The sequence below is a fragment of the Selenomonas ruminantium AC2024 genome, from assembly GCF_000687995.1.
In the GTDB taxonomy this organism is placed as follows: Bacteria; Bacillota; Negativicutes; order Selenomonadales; family Selenomonadaceae; genus Selenomonas_A; species Selenomonas_A ruminantium_B.
On record NZ_JIAC01000001.1, the window covers coordinates 2683194 to 2703485 of the forward strand.

The 20292-nt window shown below is 49.2% G+C and carries 22 protein-coding genes; all 22 read right to left on the bottom strand.

The window, feature by feature from the left end:
- Positions 1–7 precede the first annotated feature (7 nt).
- The gene (locus tag P157_RS0112745; RefSeq protein ID WP_026761334.1) at positions 8–1240 is read right to left on the bottom strand and encodes a protein-glutamate methylesterase/protein-glutamine glutaminase; all 1233 of its coding nucleotides are present in this window, start codon (positions 1238–1240) and stop codon (positions 8–10) included.
- Positions 1241–1308: 68 nt separating this feature from the next.
- Complete coding sequence (locus P157_RS0112750; protein ID WP_026761335.1) at positions 1309–1992, bottom strand: flagellar brake protein; 684 nt, start codon at positions 1990–1992, stop codon at positions 1309–1311.
- An 18-nt stretch (positions 1993–2010) separates the two neighbouring features.
- Complete coding sequence (locus tag P157_RS0112755) at positions 2011–2910, bottom strand: MinD/ParA family protein (protein ID WP_026761336.1); 900 nt, start codon at positions 2908–2910, stop codon at positions 2011–2013.
- 1 nt (position 2911) lies between these two features.
- A complete protein-coding gene (flhF, locus tag P157_RS0112760; RefSeq protein ID WP_419185404.1) occupies positions 2912–4282 on the bottom strand; it encodes a flagellar biosynthesis protein FlhF in 1371 nt (456 codons plus the stop codon).
- Between the two features lie 43 nt (positions 4283–4325).
- On the bottom strand, positions 4326–6413 hold the full coding sequence (flhA, locus tag P157_RS0112765) for a flagellar biosynthesis protein FlhA (RefSeq protein WP_026761338.1): 2088 nt from the start codon (positions 6411–6413) through the stop codon (positions 4326–4328).
- A 22-nt stretch (positions 6414–6435) separates the two neighbouring features.
- On the bottom strand, positions 6436–7563 hold the full coding sequence (flhB, locus tag P157_RS0112770; RefSeq protein WP_026761339.1) for a flagellar biosynthesis protein FlhB: 1128 nt from the start codon (positions 7561–7563) through the stop codon (positions 6436–6438).
- Positions 7526–8308 carry a flagellar biosynthetic protein FliR gene (gene fliR, locus P157_RS0112775; RefSeq protein ID WP_026761340.1) on the bottom strand — a complete coding sequence of 261 codons (783 nt, stop codon included), beginning with the start codon at positions 8306–8308 and terminating at the stop codon, positions 7526–7528. The genes flhB and fliR overlap by 38 nt, the downstream gene beginning before the upstream one ends.
- Positions 8309–8319: 11 nt before the next feature.
- Complete coding sequence (fliQ, locus tag P157_RS0112780; protein ID WP_014423704.1) at positions 8320–8589, bottom strand: flagellar biosynthesis protein FliQ; 270 nt, start codon at positions 8587–8589, stop codon at positions 8320–8322.
- A 36-nt stretch (positions 8590–8625) separates the two neighbouring features.
- A complete protein-coding gene (gene fliP, locus P157_RS0112785) occupies positions 8626–9360 on the bottom strand; it encodes a flagellar type III secretion system pore protein FliP (RefSeq protein WP_037356694.1) in 735 nt (244 codons plus the stop codon).
- A 66-nt stretch (positions 9361–9426) separates the two neighbouring features.
- On the bottom strand, positions 9427–9951 hold the full coding sequence (gene fliO / locus P157_RS0112790) for a flagellar biosynthetic protein FliO (protein WP_026761342.1): 525 nt from the start codon (positions 9949–9951) through the stop codon (positions 9427–9429).
- Entirely contained in the window at positions 9951–10313 is a 363-nt protein-coding gene (locus P157_RS0112795) for a response regulator (RefSeq protein WP_014423701.1), read from the bottom strand. Before P157_RS0112795 ends, fliO begins: the two co-directional genes overlap by 1 nt.
- 102 nt (positions 10314–10415) lie before the next feature.
- Entirely contained in the window at positions 10416–11675 is a 1260-nt protein-coding gene (fliY, locus tag P157_RS0112800; RefSeq protein ID WP_026761343.1) for a flagellar motor switch phosphatase FliY, read from the bottom strand.
- A complete protein-coding gene (gene fliM / locus P157_RS0112805; RefSeq protein ID WP_026761344.1) occupies positions 11668–12672 on the bottom strand; it encodes a flagellar motor switch protein FliM in 1005 nt (334 codons plus the stop codon). Before fliM ends, fliY begins: the two co-directional genes overlap by 8 nt.
- 36 nt (positions 12673–12708) lie before the next feature.
- On the bottom strand, positions 12709–13221 hold the full coding sequence (locus P157_RS0112810) for a flagellar basal body-associated FliL family protein (RefSeq protein WP_026761345.1): 513 nt from the start codon (positions 13219–13221) through the stop codon (positions 12709–12711).
- Positions 13222–13289: 68 nt separating this feature from the next.
- Positions 13290–13487, bottom strand: coding sequence for a flagellar FlbD family protein (locus tag P157_RS0112815; protein WP_026761346.1), 198 nt, complete (start codon positions 13485–13487; stop codon positions 13290–13292).
- Between the two features lie 562 nt (positions 13488–14049).
- A complete protein-coding gene (locus P157_RS0112820) occupies positions 14050–15696 on the bottom strand; it encodes a flagellar hook protein FlgE (protein ID WP_026761347.1) in 1647 nt (548 codons plus the stop codon).
- A 105-nt stretch (positions 15697–15801) separates the two neighbouring features.
- Positions 15802–16185: a TIGR02530 family flagellar biosynthesis protein gene (locus tag P157_RS0112825; RefSeq protein ID WP_037368377.1), complete on the bottom strand. Its 384-nt coding sequence runs from the start codon at positions 16183–16185 to the stop codon at positions 15802–15804.
- 34 nt (positions 16186–16219) lie between these two features.
- Positions 16220–16738, bottom strand: a complete 519-nt coding sequence (locus P157_RS0112830; protein ID WP_026761349.1) for a flagellar hook capping FlgD N-terminal domain-containing protein — start codon at positions 16736–16738, stop codon at positions 16220–16222.
- 19 nt (positions 16739–16757) lie between these two features.
- The gene (locus tag P157_RS0112835) at positions 16758–18413 is read right to left on the bottom strand and encodes a flagellar hook-length control protein FliK (RefSeq protein ID WP_026761350.1); all 1656 of its coding nucleotides are present in this window, start codon (positions 18411–18413) and stop codon (positions 16758–16760) included.
- A 102-nt stretch (positions 18414–18515) separates the two neighbouring features.
- Entirely contained in the window at positions 18516–19169 is a 654-nt protein-coding gene (locus P157_RS0112840; RefSeq protein ID WP_026761351.1) for a MotE family protein, read from the bottom strand.
- 17 nt (positions 19170–19186) lie between these two features.
- Positions 19187–19828 (bottom strand): lytic transglycosylase domain-containing protein, encoded by a 642-nt coding sequence (locus P157_RS0112845; protein WP_026761352.1) that lies wholly within the window; start codon positions 19826–19828, stop codon positions 19187–19189.
- Positions 19825–20292, bottom strand: coding sequence for a flagellar export protein FliJ (fliJ, locus tag P157_RS0112850; protein ID WP_026761353.1), 468 nt, complete (start codon positions 20290–20292; stop codon positions 19825–19827). Before fliJ ends, P157_RS0112845 begins: the two co-directional genes overlap by 4 nt.

The window sequence follows — 20292 nt, forward strand, 5'->3', positions numbered from 1 at the left end:
TATCCTTTTATCTCTTTACAGCCTCGACAATAGCCTGGGCTATGTTTTCCACGGGTTTGATTTCATCAGCCAGCCCTGCATCCACTACGGCTTTTGGCATACCGTAAACTACGCATGTTGGCTCATCCTGAGCGATGCTGTAGCCGCCTGCTGCCTTGATTTTCTTCATTCCCTCACAGCCATCACAGCCCATGCCGGTCATGATTACCGCCACCAGATTTTTGCCAATGCCAGCGACGGAATCGTACATGACATTTACTGCAGGGCGGTGATTTCCCACTGGGGGGTCCTGCCCCAAGATAATCTTGCGGCTGCTGCCCTCCTCCTTCACGCGCAGGTGATGACTGCCCGGAGCTATATATACATGACCCGGCTGGATTACATCTCCGTCTTCCGCTTCCTTCACGGACACCTGCGATATGGTGTCCAATCGGTCAGCCAAAGCCTTGGTGAATCCTGCCGGCATATGCTGTACCACGACTACACCGCAGGGCAGGTTTCCCGGCAGGCGGGTTATCACCTGCTGCAATGCCTGTGGCCCGCCAGTTGATGTCCCAATCGCCACCAGTTTCTTCGCGCCATTGCCTGCGCTGGTCATCGTCACAGGTGTTACCTTGCTGGACGCCGGTGGCTGAGGCTTGCCTCTGGCCTGCAGGAAGGGATTCGCACGTCTGATGCCGAAGCCGCTGCCTGAATTTTGTGACGAAGCTATGGATGCCGCGCCGGGAAGTTTCAAGCCTTGCCGTACAGGCAATTCCACCCGCTTCATCACCGGCGGCCCGGACGATGGACTCGGTGTGTTCATCTGCGACAGTTTCTTTTGCGGTGCATACGGCATTTTTCGCACCCTGGCCTTAGCCGCATTGCGGCATTTTTCCAGGAGCTCATCTTCAATGGTATCCAGCTTGGATATACTGCCGCCAGCTTTGCTGATAAAGTCCACCGCTCCCAGACTCAGTGCCCTCACTGTAGCTTCCGTTCCCTGCTGGGTCAGGCTGCTCAGCATCACCACCGGGGTAGGCTGCTTTTCCATGATAACGGCCAAGGCGTTGAGTCCGTCCATAACCGGCATATTCACATCCATGGTCACCAAATCCGGGCTGAGCTCTAAAACCTTGTTAATGGCCTCCTTGCCGTTTATCGCCGCGCCTGCCACTTCAAAATCCGGTTGCTTATTGAAAAAATCCGTTAATATCTTGCGCATGAAAGCAGAGTCATCAGCGATCAAGACTCGAATCATCCCGCTCACCTCTTTTACATCCGGCTTAAAATTCCCTTACACTTTTCTATACGAATTGTCTTATACCCTTATTCTTTGAACCCTTTGGCAATGTTGGCCCGCTGTACGCTAAACAGATAGCGGACCAGCTTATTGACTGTGCTCCGGGGCAAATGCAGAAAGGCCGCACCCACATGATAGACGATGGATTCATCCGACCGCTCTACAGGCGAACAACGCACAATACGGCACATGACATCGATAATCCCTACGCCGGGAATCCCATTAAGTTCCAGCACCGCCTTGGTTTCGGGTTCGACCTCATGCGGAAAGGCCAGACAGATTCCACTGCCGCTCAAATCCACCACGGGTACGTTTTCGCTATCATGGATAGTCCCATCCTCATCCACCAAGCTCACCGTGGCTTTGAGATTCACCTTTACCCGCACGAATTCGCGATTCTGGAAACGCTCCATTTCGCTTGGCCTGTCCACATACCAGACAGGGATTCGGCCATCCTTATAGCCTTTTCCCTGATACACTGTGAAAAAACGAAAACGGCAGTGGTCGCCAACGGCTACACCATACAATTTTTCATGGTCCTTGGGGATGATTGGTACCCCCTGCCGAGTCATGGGCATAGCCACTTCCAGCGTATCCTCGGTCATGTCCTCAATGCGGCTGGCATAACGGGTTTCATCAGCCTCTACATAAAACTCGACCCGCTGGCCAATCTTTAAGTATTCTTTTGCCTTTACTAATTCGCCCGTCATAATCAAGTTCCTCCATGTTTAATGCGCAAAATTAAATATTTGTCGCAAAAATCCCTTCCAGCCGCGCTTAACTTTCATTTTACTGCCAAAAAGCAGGCTGTTTGCCAATCCTTGAATGCAGCGGGAAGCCACGGCTCCCGGCTGAGCAGCCAAAAATGGCTGTTGCTGGCGCACCGACCTCATCACTGCACTATCTTCAAAAACATACCCCAGACAATCTATGGGCATATTCAAAAAACGGGTGGATGTCTGCTGCAGCTTGGCTACCACCTCACGGCTTTCTGCTTCATCGTATACACGGTTCACCAATAGCTTGATGTTCTTACTGGCAGCATACATACTGTAAGCCTTCAGGACTGCATACGCATCCGTCAGGGCCGTAGGTTCAGGTGTGGTTACCAGCAATACTTCATCGGCTGCCAGAATGAAATCCATCACATTCCGGCCCAGCCCCGCACCGGTATCAATGAGGATGATGTCTGCCATCTGCCCGCAGGCCGTAAGCTTCTGCATCAGCCGCTGGCGTTCCTCATAGGTGAAATCCGCTGCTTTTTCAATGCCGGAGCCGCCGGAGATGTAGCGGACACCATAAGGGCCGTCTATCATCACATCCTGCAGCTTTGTATCCTTCTCCAAGAGATTCAGTAAATGTTTCTTTGACATGCTGCCCAGTACCACATCCACATTGGCCATGCCCAGGTCAGCATCAATCACCAGTACCCTTTGTCCAGCCTGCCTTAAAGCAATCGCCAGATTCACCGTAATGTTGGTCTTACCCACGCCGCCTTTGCCACTGGTTACGGCAATTACCCGTGGGCCGAGCGTTGACAGGGTTGGTGCATCGGGCACAACTGACATCTTTACTTCGTATTCACTTTTATCCACTAATTGACGCAGTCTTGCTGCCTGATCACCCATATCATTCCCTCAACAGTAATGCGGCCAGTTTATCAGCAGTAGCAGGTACAATATCATCCGGAACGCTCTGCCCGTTAGTCATAAAGGACAGCGATATATCCTTGTCGGCCAGCAGGTTGACAATCATGCCCAGACTGCTGGTTTCATCGGTCTTGGTAAAGATAACCCGCCCTGGTTCACAAACGGAAAACTTCTGCAAGATGTCTTCCACATCACGGTTCTTCGTAGTGGCACTCATAACCAGATGCTTCTCAATTCGTGAATCCACCGCCAGGAAATCCTGCAATTCCTTCATCTGATATTCATTGTGTTGGCTGCGGCCTGCTGTATCAATCAAAATCAAATCCTTATCCCGGTGCTTGTGAATAGCCACCTTCAATTCATCCGGAGAATACACGATTTCCAGAGGCAGGCCAATAATATCAGAATACGTCTTGAGCTGCTCCACTGCAGAAATGCGGTAGGTATCGGCAGTAATCAGAGCGGCCCGGATATTCTTCTCCAGGACGAAGCGGGCAGCAATCTTAGCCAAGGTCGTGGTCTTGCCCACACCAGTAGCACCGATAAGGGCCACGATGCGCACACCGTGCTTATTGAGCTTGATGCCTTCGGCAAAATTCATCTTGCCTTCCAGATAGCCGGCTACCACTTCCGGAGCCCTTTTGTCCAAAGAGTCCATCAGCATATCCCCAGCGGCCGTCTTGGCAGCCATATCCTTCAGAATATCTTCATCGACTTCCTGACGGCGCAAAGCCTCCTGCAGGGACACTTCATCCTGCGGCTGATCCTTGCTCATCACCTGGGTCAAAAGAGTCTTCATCTGCGCCAGTTCCGCTTCGAGCTTCTGAATCTTTTCTGCATCCTCAGGATTGGAGGCAATCATCACAGGCTGCACGACGGACTGCACATCATTTACGCCATTGGGATTCACTTCTTCATCTTCCTTTGCTGCTACATTTGCTTGGGTTGCTTCTTCGATTGTTTCTGTGGTCAGTACCCTGGGAGCCTTGGGCTGCGCCGTCGGTTTATCGGGTATCAGCGGCTGAAAATCCGGTGCTGCAATAGGCGCTTCTGCCATGCGTACACCGGTTTCTGTGCCATTCGTCTTGTACTGGGACAAAACCGTGTGTGGCATCGGCGCTGCCTTGGACAGGACATCAAAATTGCTTCCCGTGGCAGGCTGGCGCTCCGGCTCAGCATGCAGGCTGCGTCTTGGGCGGCTCTTTACAGGACTTTCCGGGGCATTTTCTTCGATGGCGGCCGTAACCTCCACCACTTCTTTGCCCTTATAGCCCATAAAACCGCCCTCACGGTATTTCTTCGTATGCAAAATGACTGCATCACGGCCCAATTCTTCTTTAACTTGCTCCATGGCCTCCTTCATAGAAGGAGCCTTAACTATTTTTATCTGCAACTTAAATCTTCACCACCCCAAGAATTTGAATCTCTACGCTCTGCTCAATTTCCGCATGGGACAGAATAATAAGCCCCGGTACGGAACGTTCCACCAATTTGCGGAAGTACAGGCGTACAGCCGGGCTGGTCAGCACAATTGGCTGATAGCCCATATTGGTAAGTTTCGGCAGCTCTTCATTGAGTGCCGTAACCAGTTTTTGCATGGAATCCGGGTCGATGCTGACGTAGGAGCCGTGCTCCGTACGCTGTACACCGCCCGCAATGCGGTTTTCCAAAGCCGGGTCCAGCGTGATGCAGGGGAGCGTCCCATTCTGCACATTCTGCTGGGTGATATGACGGGCCATGGCATGACGGACATACTCGGTAAGTATCTCCGTGTCCTTAGTTGCCCGCCCGTAATCGGCCAGCACCTCCAAAATGGTGCTCATATCGCGGATGGAAATGCGCTCCCGCAGGAGATTGGCCAGTACCTTCTGAATCTCACCCACGTTGAGCAGGTCGGGAACAACCTCGTCCACCAATGCCTGATTGGATTTCTTGAGGTTATCGATAAGGTTCTGGGTTTCCTGACGGCCGAGGATTTCATCTGCATGCTGTTTGATGACCTCGGTGAGATGGGTGGCGAGAACCGACACCGCATCTACTACTGTATAACCATTTAATTCTGCCTGCTCACGCTCGTTTTCCGGAATCCATAAAGCAGGCAGGCCAAAGGCCGGCTCTGTGGTTTCAATGCCCGGCACTTCCTCAAAGACCGTACCGGAGTTCATAGCCAGATAATGGTCAAGCATTAACTCGCCCTTGGCAATCTCAATGCCTTTCAATTTGATGATATAGGCATTGGGTTTTATCTGGATATTATCGCGAATGCGGATGGTGGGCACCACAAGGCCCAATTCCAGCGCACACTGACGGCGAATCATGACGATACGGTCCAGCAGGTCACCGCCCTGCCCCGTATCCACCAATGGAATCAGCGAATAGCCAATTTCCAGTTCCATGGGGTCCACCTGCAGGAGAGAAACAATATTCTCCGGCGTGGTGGCCTTGCGTTTTTCCTGTACCTTCTTTTCCTCCTGCTGCACTTCCGTCTTGACTTCGGTCTGCTGCTGCAAAAGTCTGCCAATGAGGAAACAGAACATGGACAACGCAAAGAACGGAATCCCTGGAAGCCCTGGTACCAGCGAGAAGAAAATCAACACGCCGCCCAGGATATAGAAGATGCGGTCATTATGGAAGAGCTGTCCCACAATGTCGCTGCCCAGATTGCCTTCCGCACCGGCACGGGTAACGATAAGGCCCGTAGCCGTGGAAATCAAAAGGGCCGGAATCTGGCTGACCAGACCTTCACCGACGGTCAGCAAAGTATAAGTCTGCAGCGCCTGAATAGCCTCCATGTTGCGCTGCATCATGCCGATGACAAAACCACCGGCAATATTTATCAGCATGATGATGATAGCGGCAATGGCATCCCCTTTGACGAACTTGGAAGCACCGTCCATAGCGCCGAAGAAATCCGCTTCATGCTGGATTTTCTCACGGCGGATTTTTGCTTCTGCATCCGTGATGGCCCCCTGATTGAGGTCGGCATCAATGGACATCTGCTTACCAGGCATAGCATCCAAGGTGAAACGGGCCGATACTTCAGCCACACGTTCGGAACCTTTGGTGATAACAATAAAGTTAACGGCTACCAGGATGACGAACATGATAAACCCGACAACGGGATTACCACCGACAACGAAGTTACCGAATGCGGTAATAACTTCCCCAGCGTAGCCATCCAAAAGGATCAAACGGGTAGAAGAAATATTCAGCGCCAGCCGGAACAAAGTGGTAATCAAAAGCAGGGACGGGAAAATGGATAAATCCAAAGCTTCCTTGTTGTAGATTACCGACATAACCAGCAGCAACGCTATGGTGATATTCAGACAGATCAGCATATCCAGCAGCAGCGTCGGCAGCGGTATAATCATCATGACAACGATAGTGACGATAGCAACCGCTATCATAACATCGCTGTATTTTTGAATGAAACTGCCCTTGCCGAATACGGTATTGGGGGCAGCTGCCTGTTGTGCAGCCATAGTGCTTCTCCTTCAACTTTATTTATGCCCGACGGCGGCGGTTGTTTTTCAGACGATATACATAAGCCAGAACCTCGGCCACAGCCTGATACAGTTCCGCAGGAACAATATCTCCTACATCTACTGCAGCGTAGAGAGCACGGGCCAGTGGTTTATTCTCCACTATAGGTACCCGGTTATCCCTGGCTAAATCCTTAATGCGCTGCGCCACCAAATCCTGCCCCTTGGCCACCACCAACGGTGCCACCATGCCTTTTTCATATTTCAAGGCCACGGCGAAGTGGGTCGGGTTAGTCACGATAACATCGGCCTTCGGCACTTCCTGCATCATACGGGACATAGCCATTTGGCGCTGTTTCTGCTTGATTTTGCCTTTAATCTGCGGGTCACCTTCAGACTGCTTCATTTCATCCTTGACTTCCTGCTTGGACATTTTGAGGTCCTGCGTAGTCTGCCATTTCTGATAAGCATAGTCGATAAAACCAACAATCATAATGACGCCAATGACTTCAAAGGCCATACTGAAAATTATATCAGAAATCTGCGCTAAACTGGTAGGCAAATCAAAATAAATAAACTGAGGCATCTCCATCAAGTGGTCCGATAAAAAATCATAAAGAAAAAATCCAATAATTGCAATCTTCATCAAAGACTTGAAGAGTTCCATCAGGGAGCGTTTGGAAAAGATACGCCCAAAACCATTGATGGGATTAAGCTTGTCCAGCTTGAATTCAATGGCCTCTGTATTGAAATTCAAGCCGACCTGAAACAGGTTTATCGCCAAGCCAATCATCATTATCGCCAACATAATGGGCAACGCCGTCTGTGCCAGCAGTTCAATGATACCGATAAAGATGCGCACCACACTCTCTGTATCCACCGTCTGATTGAGATGGGAAAATACATAGGTCGTGTAAGTTGCTATCTTATGATAGATAAACTCCCAGAGCATCTTGATGATAAAAAAACCCATGAGCAGCACAAAGGCTGCACTCATATCTGTACTGCGGCCTACCTGCCCTTTTTTACGGGCATCGTCGCGTTTTTTCTGCGTTGGTTCTTCCGTCTTATCGTCGCCAGCAAAAAGCTGCAAGTCAAAGACAAAGGAATTTCTATTGCAAGGCCTCCAACGCAATGGTAATGTTTCCATACATTTCATTGAACAACACATCCAGAAACAAGACGTAGAAAGGCAGCACCATGGTCAGAATCAACATTCCCACAGTCAGCTGCATCGGAATGCCCACCACGAAGATATTCATTTGGGGCATTGTTCGCGCCAATATTCCCAGACCAACATTGGTCAGCAAAATGGCAAAGGTTACGGGCATGGCAATTTTCATGCCGGTAAAAAAAATTCCGGTCGTAAAGCGCGCAATAATCAGCGGCAAAGACAGATCCGGATTGGCACCTAAGATAGGCACCAGCTTAAAGCTCTCAAACAGAGCCGAAATAATCATGTGATGGCCGTTGGTCACTACAAAAACAATAATGGCCAAATTATAAAGAAAACTTCCGATAAGCGGCATTTGCTGACCGGAAGTCGGATCCATTACGTTTACAACGGCAAAGCCAGCCTGCATATCCATAACCTTGCCGGCCATGGTGATGGCAGCAAAGGAAATATACGCCACAAACCCGATAAGCCAGCCTACAAAGAGTTCGCTAAGCATTGCTCCTGCATAACCAAGGATGGTAGCTGGAGCAGCCACGCCCTGAAAATTATCCACTACGGGGAAAAGTACCAGCGCAAAGGCAAAGGAAGCCGCCGCCCGAAAATATACCGGTATATTCATACTGCCAAAGAAAGGCGAAATCACAAATATACCACTAACCCGAGTAAGCAGGAGCAAAAACACAGCCGCATGACCTTGCAGAAGTTCATAAAAGTCCATAGACTGCTCCTTTAGCCAATGTAGCCAGGCAAATTAACCAAAATATTGGTCAGATACTCCGTCATAATCCGCAGCATCCAAGGACCAAAAATAAGAATTGCCACAAACACAGCGATAATCTTAGGAATAAATGCCAAGGTCTGTTCCTGAATGGAGGTAGTTGCCTGAAAGACACTGACCATCAGACCTACAATAAGCCCCAGCCCCAGCATCGGAGCTGCAACAATCATTACGATGAACAGGGCTTCCTGCCCCAGCTGTACAACTAAATCACCAGACATACGCACCCGCTCCTTCCGCCTTGCCCCAATGCAACGCTATTTGAAACTGACAATCAGCGACTTTATCAGCAGATGCCAGCCGTCAACCATAACGAAGAGCAAAATCTTGAACGGCAAGGATATCATTACCGGTGGCAGCATCATCATGCCCATAGACATCAAGGTACTGGCCACAATCATATCAATGACGATAAAGGGCACATAAATCATAAAACCGATCTGAAAGGCCGTCTTTAACTCACTGATAACAAAAGCGGGAATCAAGGTAAAGGTCGAAACATCATCCTGTGTTTCCGGGCGTTCATCATCAGCCAAATTCACGAACAATGCCAAATCGGATTCACGGGTCTGCTTGAACATAAACTCGCGAATCGGTGCCACCACATTGGTAATGGCCTCCTCCTGGGTTATCTGCCCAGCCATATAAGGCTGAATGCCGTTTTCATTGGCCTGACTCCAATAAGGAGACATAATATAAAAGGTCAAAAACAGCGATAAAGCGATAACCACCTGATTCGGCGGCACATTCTGGGTAGACAAAGCATTGCGCAAAAAGCCGATAACTACCACAATACGCACAAAGGATGTGGTCATTATGAGGATGCCCGGTGCCAAAGACAAGATGGTCAGGAGCGCCATCACCTGCAGCGTCACCGCTACATCCTGGGGCTTATTTGACGAGCCCACATCGACATTTACCGAGGGTATAAGCGGTGCAGCTAAAGCAGCGTCCTGTGCCATAAACAGCAAGAGGGCTATCCCTCCTAGCATGATAAAAACATTTCGGCGGTTCAACTGCCCACAACTCCTTTATTAACTGTTACTTTGGATGGTCAATCACTTGCGGAATAACGGCGGCACCTTCTGAACCAGTCCCGCCAGCGTACCAAACTGCTGGGAAAACATATCCGGCATCTTGCCAAAGGCCAAATCCTCGCGGTGCAGGCGGTCAATCTCATCAGGATCGGTTATTTCCGACAACAACGTGATGGAATGTTCCGTGACGCCAAGCATAAACACCCGACCACTCATTTCAATCACACACACCGAACGATTTGGTCCCAAAGGCAGATGGGACAGGATTCTGCCACCATAGCCCAACTTCTGCTGGGCAAATTTGCCGCCGATAAACCGGGCAGCAAAATAAGCCAGCCCTACTACAAATACAAAAATAGCAAAGAGGCTGACCAGATAAGCAATCGTTGACCACCAGGAAATCGACGTTGGCCGCGGGTCGCTATTCTCATACCCAGCCAGATACCCGCCCTTGGCAGCCTCTTCGGCTGCCAAGGCTGGATCTGCCATTACTAAAAGTATGAGTATACCCACGAAACACGCCAGAAAAATACGTTTTCTTTCCATCAGCCCACTGCTTTACGGACAGCCTCCAATACACGATCAGCCTGGAAGGGTTTTACAATAAAGTCCCGGGCACCAGCCTGAATGGCTTCAATAACCATGGCCTGCTGGCCCATTGCGCTGCACATAACGATCTTGGCGTTGGGATCAACCTTCTTGATTTCCTTAACGGCACTGATACCATCCATTTCCGGCATCGTGATATCCATGGTAACCAGATCCGGTTTCAGTTCCTGGTATTTTTCCAGAGCCTTCATGCCGTTTTCTGCCTCACCCACGACTTCATAGCCGTTCTTGGACAGAATATCTTTAACCATCATTCTCATAAATGCCGCATCGTCAACGACCAATACTCTTACTGCCATGTTCCATCTCTCCTCATCTTAAAAACATCCGACTTGGTTCAATAATTTAATTATATAAGAAAGTCTTGTTTTAGACAAGAGCCTCTCTACCCTAACGCGGTGTTACTGAAGCTTTGCCGCCCGCTCTGCGGGGCTGGCAATTTCGGTGATTCGCACACCGAAGTTTTCATCAATGACCACCACTTCACCTTTGGCCAGGAATTTACCATTGACATTGATGTCCACTGGCTCACCAGCCAACTTATCAAGTTCCACAATGGAACCATTGGTAAGCTCCAATATATCCTTGATGGATTTATTGGTACGCCCCAATTCCACCGTTACCGACAGGGGTACATCCAAAATAAGGCCAATGTTGGCATCATTCACCTGTACCGGCTGCATATTAAGTGGTGTAAACTGGGCTGGCTGTACCGGAATGTTGGCCGCCATGCCCTGCATGGGCATTCCGTAGCCATACCCTCCGCCCGGAGGCGGTGCCATAACCGGTGGTGCCATCTGTTGGGCAGGTGCAGCCGCCGGCGGGGGCGGTGGTGCTGCCGCTGGCTGTGGTGGCGGTGGTGGTGGCGGAGCTGGCGCTGGAGCCGGTTCCGGCTCTGGTTCTTCTGCCGAACCATTTGTCAGCGATTCCACCATTTCCTTAGCCACTTCCACGGGCAAAATCTGCATGATTTCACTATCGATAAGACCATCTACCTCCATGCGGAAGGAAGTACACACGATAGGATCATCCGTCCCGATTACCTCAGTAACCTTCTCCTCATTGCCAAAATCAATGAGGTTTACCTTAGGCGGGGAAATATCGATTTTCTTATTGAACATCGTGGACAAGGACGTAGCCACGGTACCCATCATCTGGTTCATGGACTCGCCCACGGCGCTCATGGCGATTTCATTAATTTCTGTATCCGGGTTAGTACCATCACCGCCCATCATCAAATCGGCGATAATAGAAGCATCCTGTGCCTGAATGGCGAGGACATTGTTGCCATCAATACCGATGGTATACCCAACTTCCACGATAAGGTAGGGCATGGGGTACTGTTCCTGAATAATACTCATGGAAGAAACAGAAACCGCCGGTGTCGTAATGTTAACCTTATGCCCTAACAACACGGAAAGCGTTGTTGCAGCACTGCCCATGGAGATATTGCCAATCTCTCCCAAGGCATCCTTTTCCACATCCGTAAGTACATCATCAAACTGAGATGAACTACTGTCGGAGCCTGTTGCGGCTTCAGCTAGCGCTTCTGCCGGTGCTTCGGACTCTCCCGCCGGTGCTGGACTGTCGTCTGCTGCTGGTATCCCACCGCCATTAAGCAGGGCGTCAATCTCCTCTTGCGAGATCATATCGTCACTCATCAGTATTTTCATCTCCTTCGCTTATAATTTTGGTAACCTGAACCGCCATTTTCTTGCCCGATTTACCCGGGCGGCAGTAAAACTTTGGCTTTTTGCCTACCAAACATAATAAATTATCATCCACACGGGTGTCCATTTGCAGGACATCCCCAAACCCCAGTGTCAGGAACTCATGAATCGTAAGATGGAGTTCACCGAGCTGTACCACGAAGGGTACCTTAGTACGCTCAATCTTCTTTTGCAGGAGTTTGACCTGCTCGGGGTCATCATCCCTGGATACTGATGCAGCTACCCAGAAGGTAGTTGTGAGTTTTGACATAACCGGCTCAAGCACCAGATAAGGAATACAGATATTCATCATCCCCTCAACTTCCCCCACCTTCATCTGAATGGTGACGATGACCACCATATCACTAGGTGGTACGATTTGGGTGAATTGCGGGTTTGATTCCGTTGTTTCCAATGCGGGGAAAAATTCCACCACATTTATCCAAGCTTCCTTCAAATGGCCCAGCGCTGTATTGATAAAGCGCTGTACCACCACTTCCTCAATTTCTGTAAGGACGCGGGGTTTTATTCCCACTCGTCCTTCGCCACCAAACACGCGGTCGATAAAGGCAAAGGCAATCTCAGTATTGATTTCCATGATGATATTGCCTTTTAGCGGTGGCACAGCCACGATGCTGATAACCGATGGATTTGCCAGTGACTGGACAAATTCCTGATAAGTCAGCTGTTCGACGGATGCCACTTCCACATTCACCAGCGTGCGCAGGTGGGTAGACAAATACGTGTTCAAGAGCCTGGAAAAACTCTCATGAAGCATAAAGAGCGTTCGTATCTGGTCCTTGGAAAATTTGTCTGGTCGCTTGAAGTCGTATGTCTTAACTTTCTTTTGTTCTTCGTCTGCTTTGACTTCTTCTGCCGATACGGTTCCGTCTGACAGTGCGGAAAGCAGTTTATCTATCTCAGATTGAGATAGTACTTCATCTGCCAATCTTACGCCCTCCTCCCTGCTAGAATACGAACACTTTTACTGAAGCAGGAAGCTAGTTATATACACATCATACACCGAACCAGGCCCCAGCTTGTTGTTCAGTTCATCCTTAATCTTCTTTTTCAGCTCATCCTGACGGGTTGCATCAAACTCATCCAGCTTAGCGCTGCGAAGGATTTGCATGGTGGTATCGAGAATCTTCGTCTCGGCCTCCGGCAGCAAAGCGCCTTCCTCCGTCATATTCGCCTTCTTGCCAGGATTCATCTCCAGGACGATTCCCGCTTTCAGGAACTTGCCGGCTTTTTGTCCGCCGACATTGACCATAATGCCATCTTTGGCATCCCCCAGCTTGATAAACTTACCGGGGTCATGGTGTTCATTTACCTGCTCTGTCGCGGTATCTGCCATCATCTTAGTGGTAATAAAGAATGAGATGCCGCCGGCAAGTACCAGTCCAATCAGAACCAGCACCACGACAAGGATTATCGGAGATTTCTTCTTCGGTTCTTCCTCCGCCACTTCCTCTGTGTCTTTTTCTTCGTCAGCCATAGGTTTATCCCTCCATAAAAAGTTACTTTCCCATTATACCAGCTGATGAGGACTTGTCCACATCAAAATCATTGATGAAGCGCCCGGCGGTACTTCATCACCCGGCGGACGATTTCGTCCATGGGTTCCTCCACAATGAACTTTTTGCCGTTAGTCAAAGTTATGACTGTATCTGGCGTTTCTTCTATCGTTTCTATTATTTCGGCATTGAGCACGAATTCTCCTTTTTTATTTGTCTGCGAATTAAACTTTGTCAGCTTAATCATTTTTTCCTTTCCCCCTTACATCCTTGGCATGCTTTCTTATTCTCTTAAATTTCGTCACGAGGCCGCTTTTTCCCTTTTTCAGGTTGAAAGTTTCTTGGAAAAATTCAAAAAAATTTACCTGTTAAGCAGGGGGATAGGCTGTAAAAAATCATTTTCCCTTTTGTACACACATATAATTGCAATTCGTGGGAAGTTCGTGTTAAAGATATCCCGGTCATGCGTTGTCAGGGGCGAATGGGGGAGTAATTTTTCTGTTTTCCGCTAAACGAATTGAGCTATCCAGCTACTCGCGCCGGGCAGGCCAACGGCGCTGCTTTCAGTGTATTTGCTTAGCTGTGTCCTACAGGGGCCGGCCTTCACTGCGTTCAGGCAGTCGCTCCCTACAGAAAAATCACTCCCCCCATTCGCCCCAAGCCACGGCCTATACTATTACCACGAACTCAATGCTCCCGTAACAAGAACATCTATTACAAATGGCTGACTAAACTGCATTTGAAAAGCCCGCTGATACTTTCCATCAGCGGACTTTAGCTGGCAGAGAATAGTCTCAGCCCCTATGATATTAACGTTTCATGTTGATGAGCGTCTCCAGCATCTCGTCACCGACAGTGATAACTTTGGAGTTAGACTGGAAACCACGCTGGGTGATAATCATATCGGAGAATTCGTTGGCGATATCCACGTTGGACATTTCAAGTGCCGATGGCGTAATACTCACACCCAGATCGGCAGCCGTCTTGACATTTGCCGTACCGGAGTTGTTGGATTCCTGATAGAGGCTGCTACCCGTCTTGGTCAGACCGGAGGCATTACTGAACTGCGCAATGGCAATTTGTGCTTCTGACTGACGCACACCATTAGTGTATACACCTGTGATAATACCAGACTGGTCAATAGATACACTCTTCAATGTACCTGCAGCATTACCATTAGCCTCTCCCTTCACTGTGTTGCTACCAGCATATTGGGTAAGGGTAGATAAATCAATAGCAACACTTTGCGTACCCAAAGCACCATTCGTTAAGGTAAGTGTAGTGGAACCAGTACCGCTGTTGTACTTACCGGAAGTCGTAAAATTGATAGTTACTGGTTTCAACGTAAGCGTGGTCGTGGAACCATCCGTCTCTGTAATTGTCGTACTGGTCTTCGTAATATCGGAATCTAGCGATAATGTCCATTCATTACCTGTGGAACTAGAAACCTTCGTCTTAGTAAAGAAAAGATTCAACGTATGGACGTTGCCTAAAGTATCATAGACATTAACAGTTGTCGTAATCGGCAGACTGTATCCAGTAGTGTACGTTCCCGAAGTCTGAGTCACAGTAGAACCATCACTCATAGTCAATGTTACGGGCTTAGTCGTACTGGCCGTGGAGCTTTTCAGGGGACCACTCACACTGTTCACACTAGTAGAAGCAGGAATTGCAGCGGTTGTAGCAGTTGAAAGGGTACATGTTACAGCAGGATTGGTACCATCTGTTATAGTAATGGTAGTGCCACCGGCCGCGACGGCCGCATTCACTGTCCATGTTGCGCTAGTATCTATATTACTTGTAATACCTGTTACTGTATAGGTTGTACCATTAATATCCAAAGTCACTGGATTGGACGCAGATACATCAGCAGCTTGAATAGTACCATTTCCTCCAGATATCTTACTAATAGTTAATGCCGCCGAATTAAGATTGTTCTCATATGTTATCTTTTCCGATGCCTTAGCCGCCATGCTTTTACCGGCCTTGACCACGATATTTTCTATGCCGCCATTTGTAGTCAACACACCGTCTTTAGCCATCCAGCCCTGTACATAGTGGCCGCTTCCCGGCAATACATAGTTACCATCCGCATCGAATTCAAAAGCGCCATCACGAGTATAATAAGTATCTTTGCCGCTCTTTACTACAAATAAGCCATTGCCAGACAAAGCCACGTCCGTATTTTTGCCTGTCTGCTGGGCACTGCCATCGGTAAAAAGCAGGTCAATGCTGGCTACGCCCGTGCCTAAGCCAATCTGCTTGGGGTTCGTGCCGCCCAAAGTATCCCCCGGTGCTGAAGCTGCTGTCTGCGTCTGGCTAAGTGTATCAGCAAAAGTTACACGACTGGACTTAAAGCCCGTGGCATTTACGTTAGCAATATTATTACCAATAACATCCATTCTCGTTTGATGTCCCTTCAAGCCCGAAACACCAGAAAAAAGCGAACGCATCATAATGAATCTTCCTTTCCTTACATGAAAAGATTTTTTCTTATGATGCAGCAATCGCAAGATACCTCAATCGGTCAGTATCTCCAAGTCTCCTTATCGGTCCAACTCTTAGATGATTGCTGCACTGTCAATATTCGTTATTATGTTGTCTGTGCCCTGGAGTTTTTCCAGAGCGGTGATTACCGTGCGATTGGCTACGCTGACCACCAGCGCCACCTCCTGCATGTAGATGAGGGATTCCCTCGCTCCCTTTTGGGCCAGCTTGTCAACGGCTGACTGCAGGCGAGCCAAATCTTCATGGCTCAAATTGATATTCCTTTCTTGCAAGCGGTTCTGCGCATGCACGGAGAAGGCAATCTCTGCGCCTTTGGCAGATTCCTTCTCCTGCGCACTTTGCAGAAAATCTTGAAAGCTGATTTGGCTCGCATTATGCGTCTGTGCAGTACCTTGCAAACTGGTTATTCGTCCTTGAAGCGGAAGGATGGGGTGCATGATTCTCTCCTCCCTTATTCATAGCCAAAATATTTTAGCTTCCCTGTACACCTTCTCCAATACGGATGATGTTGCCAATAGCGACCTTATAGGACTGGCCGCCGGCACTGGCTACAATCGTGGGCGAGCCATCGGAAATGCTTACCCCTGTAACCTTGCCTTCCATCTTGGAGGTTGTCGTACTAACCTTGCCATTTGCGTCCGTGCTGGTGGTGTCAATGGTCCACTGGATATCTTTGCCAATCATATTGCTGAGCTGGCCTACCAGTACCGAAGTGTCAATGTTGCTGACCAGTTTCGATACATCACTGAGGCCATCGGCTACATTGGTCATCTGTTCCAATGCGGAGAACTGTGCCAACTGGGCCAGATATTCGCCATTATCCTGCGGGTCCAGCGGGTCCTGATACTTCATCTGAGTAACCAATAACTGCAGGAATGCATCCTTGCCTAAGGCACTGTTATCCTTGTTGGCCTGCGTCTGACTTGCCTGATAGTTTTCCAGCGTCTGAGTTACACCATCCACTGTGATTGTGTTTAATGAATTTGCCACCTTTTTCACCTTCTATGCTTTAGACTCGGTAATCGACACCATCAGCAACGTCAGCTGTACTTTGCTGACTAACAGCTATATTTTCGGTCTCTTCCCCATAATCTTCCACATTTCCTATATTCCGAATGCTGTTGCCACTGTGTCCCTGATTCTGCTGCCATGCCTGCTGTCCCTCTCCCTGAGGAAGCTGCCCGTCCGTGAGTCCGGCATAGACATCGACGTTATCCACTTTGAGTCCCTGATTGTTGAGTTCTTGTTTCAGCTGTACCAGCGTGTTTTCAATGATAGCCCTTACCTGTGCGTTGTCGCTGTGGAAGGAGGCGTTGATTGCACCGCCCGCCGAAACGGAAACCTTAAGGGTAAGTTCGCCTAAATGGTCGGGGTGGAGTTTAATGACCATCTGGGTATCCTGCCCCCGCCGCAAGAGCCTTGCCTGTTCCACAATTTGACGGGGAACACCAAAGTCTTCCTGCACGTTCTGGGACTGATTCACATCCGCTGTCCCCTTGGCTCCTGTCAGGCTCTCATTGAGGCTCTGCTGGAACATGCTGATGGGTTCGTTATTGGCAGACTGCTGAACCGGCGCCTTATCGCCTACAGCTTCTTCCGGAAGCTGCGTTGTCGGGCGCCCCTCGCCATCGAGCTGATTCTGCTGGGCGTTCATGGACTGCGTTACCACCGGCACTTCATCTTCAACCGTTATGTTGACACCTGCCAGCGGATTATTCACGGGCTGCCCTTCTTCTGTCTTTAGGGGCTGCACCATGACTTCAGGAATTTTTCCCTGACCTGCCGCCTGTTGCAACGTCACTGAATCATTCACCTTCCCAGCAGGCATGGACGGCATCGTCTCTTCGCTCTGCTCAAAAGGCGCCATTCCCTTGGCATCTGCTCTTTCCTTGCCATTATTCAGTACCGTTAAGGACGGCATTTCCGTTTGGTTTGCGGTCAACTCATCCGCTGCATTTGCTACTTGATTAGCAATCTGGTGATTGCTTAACTGGACTTCCAATAAGGTCGCCGGTTTTGCTGACTGATTGATTTCCAGTGAACCTGCCTGCGGATTCTGGTTAAGTTCCGGCTGAATATTCTCCAAAGCCGTTTCTTTGCCCGTTGTCTTCACCTGCTGTCCCGAAAGCATTGCCAGGAAATTCTTATTTTTCTGAGTATCTTCCGCTGACTGGGGCAATAAACTCTGCAAATTCACTGTGGCTGCCGCTTCTGCCTGCTGTGGCACTTCTTCCATGACCAATGCGGCCTGCCCTTCCGGAGAAAAGTTCAGCACCACTGCCTGTGCGGCCAGTTTGCCTAACTCCTGTTCTCCTGCTGATGCTTCGCTGCCTTCCGTAGCTTTTGCTCCCTGCGCATCCTTTCCATCCTTGACTGCTTTCCCTGCCTTTTGCTCCTTGCCCTGCTGCTTATTCAAAGCAGACTCCGTTCCGTCTGGCATATCGTCTTTTATATCAGCTTCCTTAGCCTCAACATTTCCTTGTTCACTTCCCTGTACTGCCGATTTTGCCGTTTTTCCTGCTGCATCTTCTCCAGCCTTGCCCAGTACCTCACCGAAGGAATCCTTGGCACTGCCTGTGGAATTCCTGCTCACCGTCCTTGTGGGCTGAACTTTAGGCGCGGCACCGGCTTTTGGAGAAATTGCCATTACATTTGCTGTGTTCACTGAATCACCTCCTTCTCATGGTATTTATCGGCGAAAAGTGACTTTTACTTAAATAAAAAATTCTCCTTCTTTGATGAAAAGGAGAATTTTCATAGCAAATAATTATTGTTCCTGTTGTGCCGACGCTTCCTGATTTTCCTGCTGGGCCTTTTCTTCCATCATCTTACGAACATCTTCTTCCGTGTTGACTTCTTTCTTAGTGCCGGCATACATGATACGGGTAATGCGGGCAGTCTTGCCTTCATCAAATTCCGTCATAATCTTAGCCACAACCGCTTCATCCATGCGCTGTAAAATGGCAATGCACATATCATCATCGAGCTGGTCCATGGCCTTGGCAGCATCCTTGGGCTTCATCTGATTGTACAGACGAGCCAGCTTAGAAACGCGTTTCTTTTCCTCGGCTTCGCGCTGCTTCATTTGCTTTTCGATTTCTTCCTTGGCTATGACAATTTTCTTGGATTCTTTTTTATCCTTGTCGTCTTTCTTTGCTTCTTTGTCCTTATCCTTGCCCGGTTTCGCATCCTCCACGGGAAGATTTTCCATGTCATCCTTACTCGGTGCCGGACGCACAAAGTATTCACCAATCACCGGCAGGTCGTAGAGCTTGAGTTTCTCATTGGCCTCCTGGGTATCAATCAGCTGCAGGTAAACGCCCAGGGCAAAGCCTCCCAAAATCAGTACTAATAGCAGGAAGAGCACTAATAGCACTTTCACTATTTTACTGCCTTTTTTCTTTTTTTTCTTCGCTGCCATTGTCCAACCCGCCTTTGTTATCTGTAAATATCAAGTACCTTGCTTACATAATTCTGCGTCTCTTTGTACGGTGGAACACCGCCATAATCCTTCACCGCGCCAGGGCCGGCGTTGTACGCTGCCACTGCCTTCTTGAGGTCACCTCCAAAGGTATCCAGCATCTGCCGCAGGTATTTGGCTCCACCTTCGATATTTTGCTGCTTATTATATGGGTCAACCCCCAGAGATGCCGCTGTATCCGGCATCAGCTGCATAACGCCAATGGCGCCCACGGAGGAAACAGCATCCTGATTGCCATTGGATTCCACTTCGGCCACAGCGGCTACCAGCTTGGGGTCTACCTTATATTTGCGGGCCGCCGCTTCAATCAATGTGCTGAGGTTCTGGTCAGCCAGCGGCATATCGTCCAGAAGTTTACTGGAAACCTTTTTGGCCGCTTCTGTCTGCTGTACCTCCGGAAGCTGCTGGCTTTTATCCTCTGCAGCCGCTTTTGCTGTATCCTGCACCTTTTCGGTATTGGCAAGGCCCAGAGATTTTTGAATCTCCTTTTCCAGTTTTTGGGAGAAGCCTGTTCCGGGCATGTTTCCCGGCATTCCAAACTGCTCCTGCAACTGGGCAATTCTTGCCTGTACATGGCGTACACCGGTTAAATCCATCATGAGCTTACCCCTTCCCTCTTACGCCGCATCGTGAGCTGGAGTCCGATTTCGTCCAGCATCTTTTGTTCTTCCTGCAGGGCCTCTGCCTGATATTCCTGCCAGCGGCGTTCCTTCAGCTGTTCTATACTCTTGAGATAACTCATTACATCCATCAGGATTTTGAGTTTCTTCTGCTTCTCGGCTTTCATCTGCAGAATGATGTTCTGCTGCATTTCAATCTGTTCCCGCTTCCAGGCAAAAAAACTATTGAAGGTCATCAGCCTGCCTACGGTAACCCGAATGCCTTCCTTAGAAAGAGCATCATAATCCTGCTGGCCTTTCTGCATTTCTGCCAGCAAAGTATTGAGCCCCTCCCGGGCTTCCTCCACCTTGCGGGAGGCATCAGCAAAGTCACGCTCGGCATCATCCTTCTTGCGCCGGGTGACCCTTAAGAGGGTTTCCAGCTGAAACTTAAACTTCTTCAT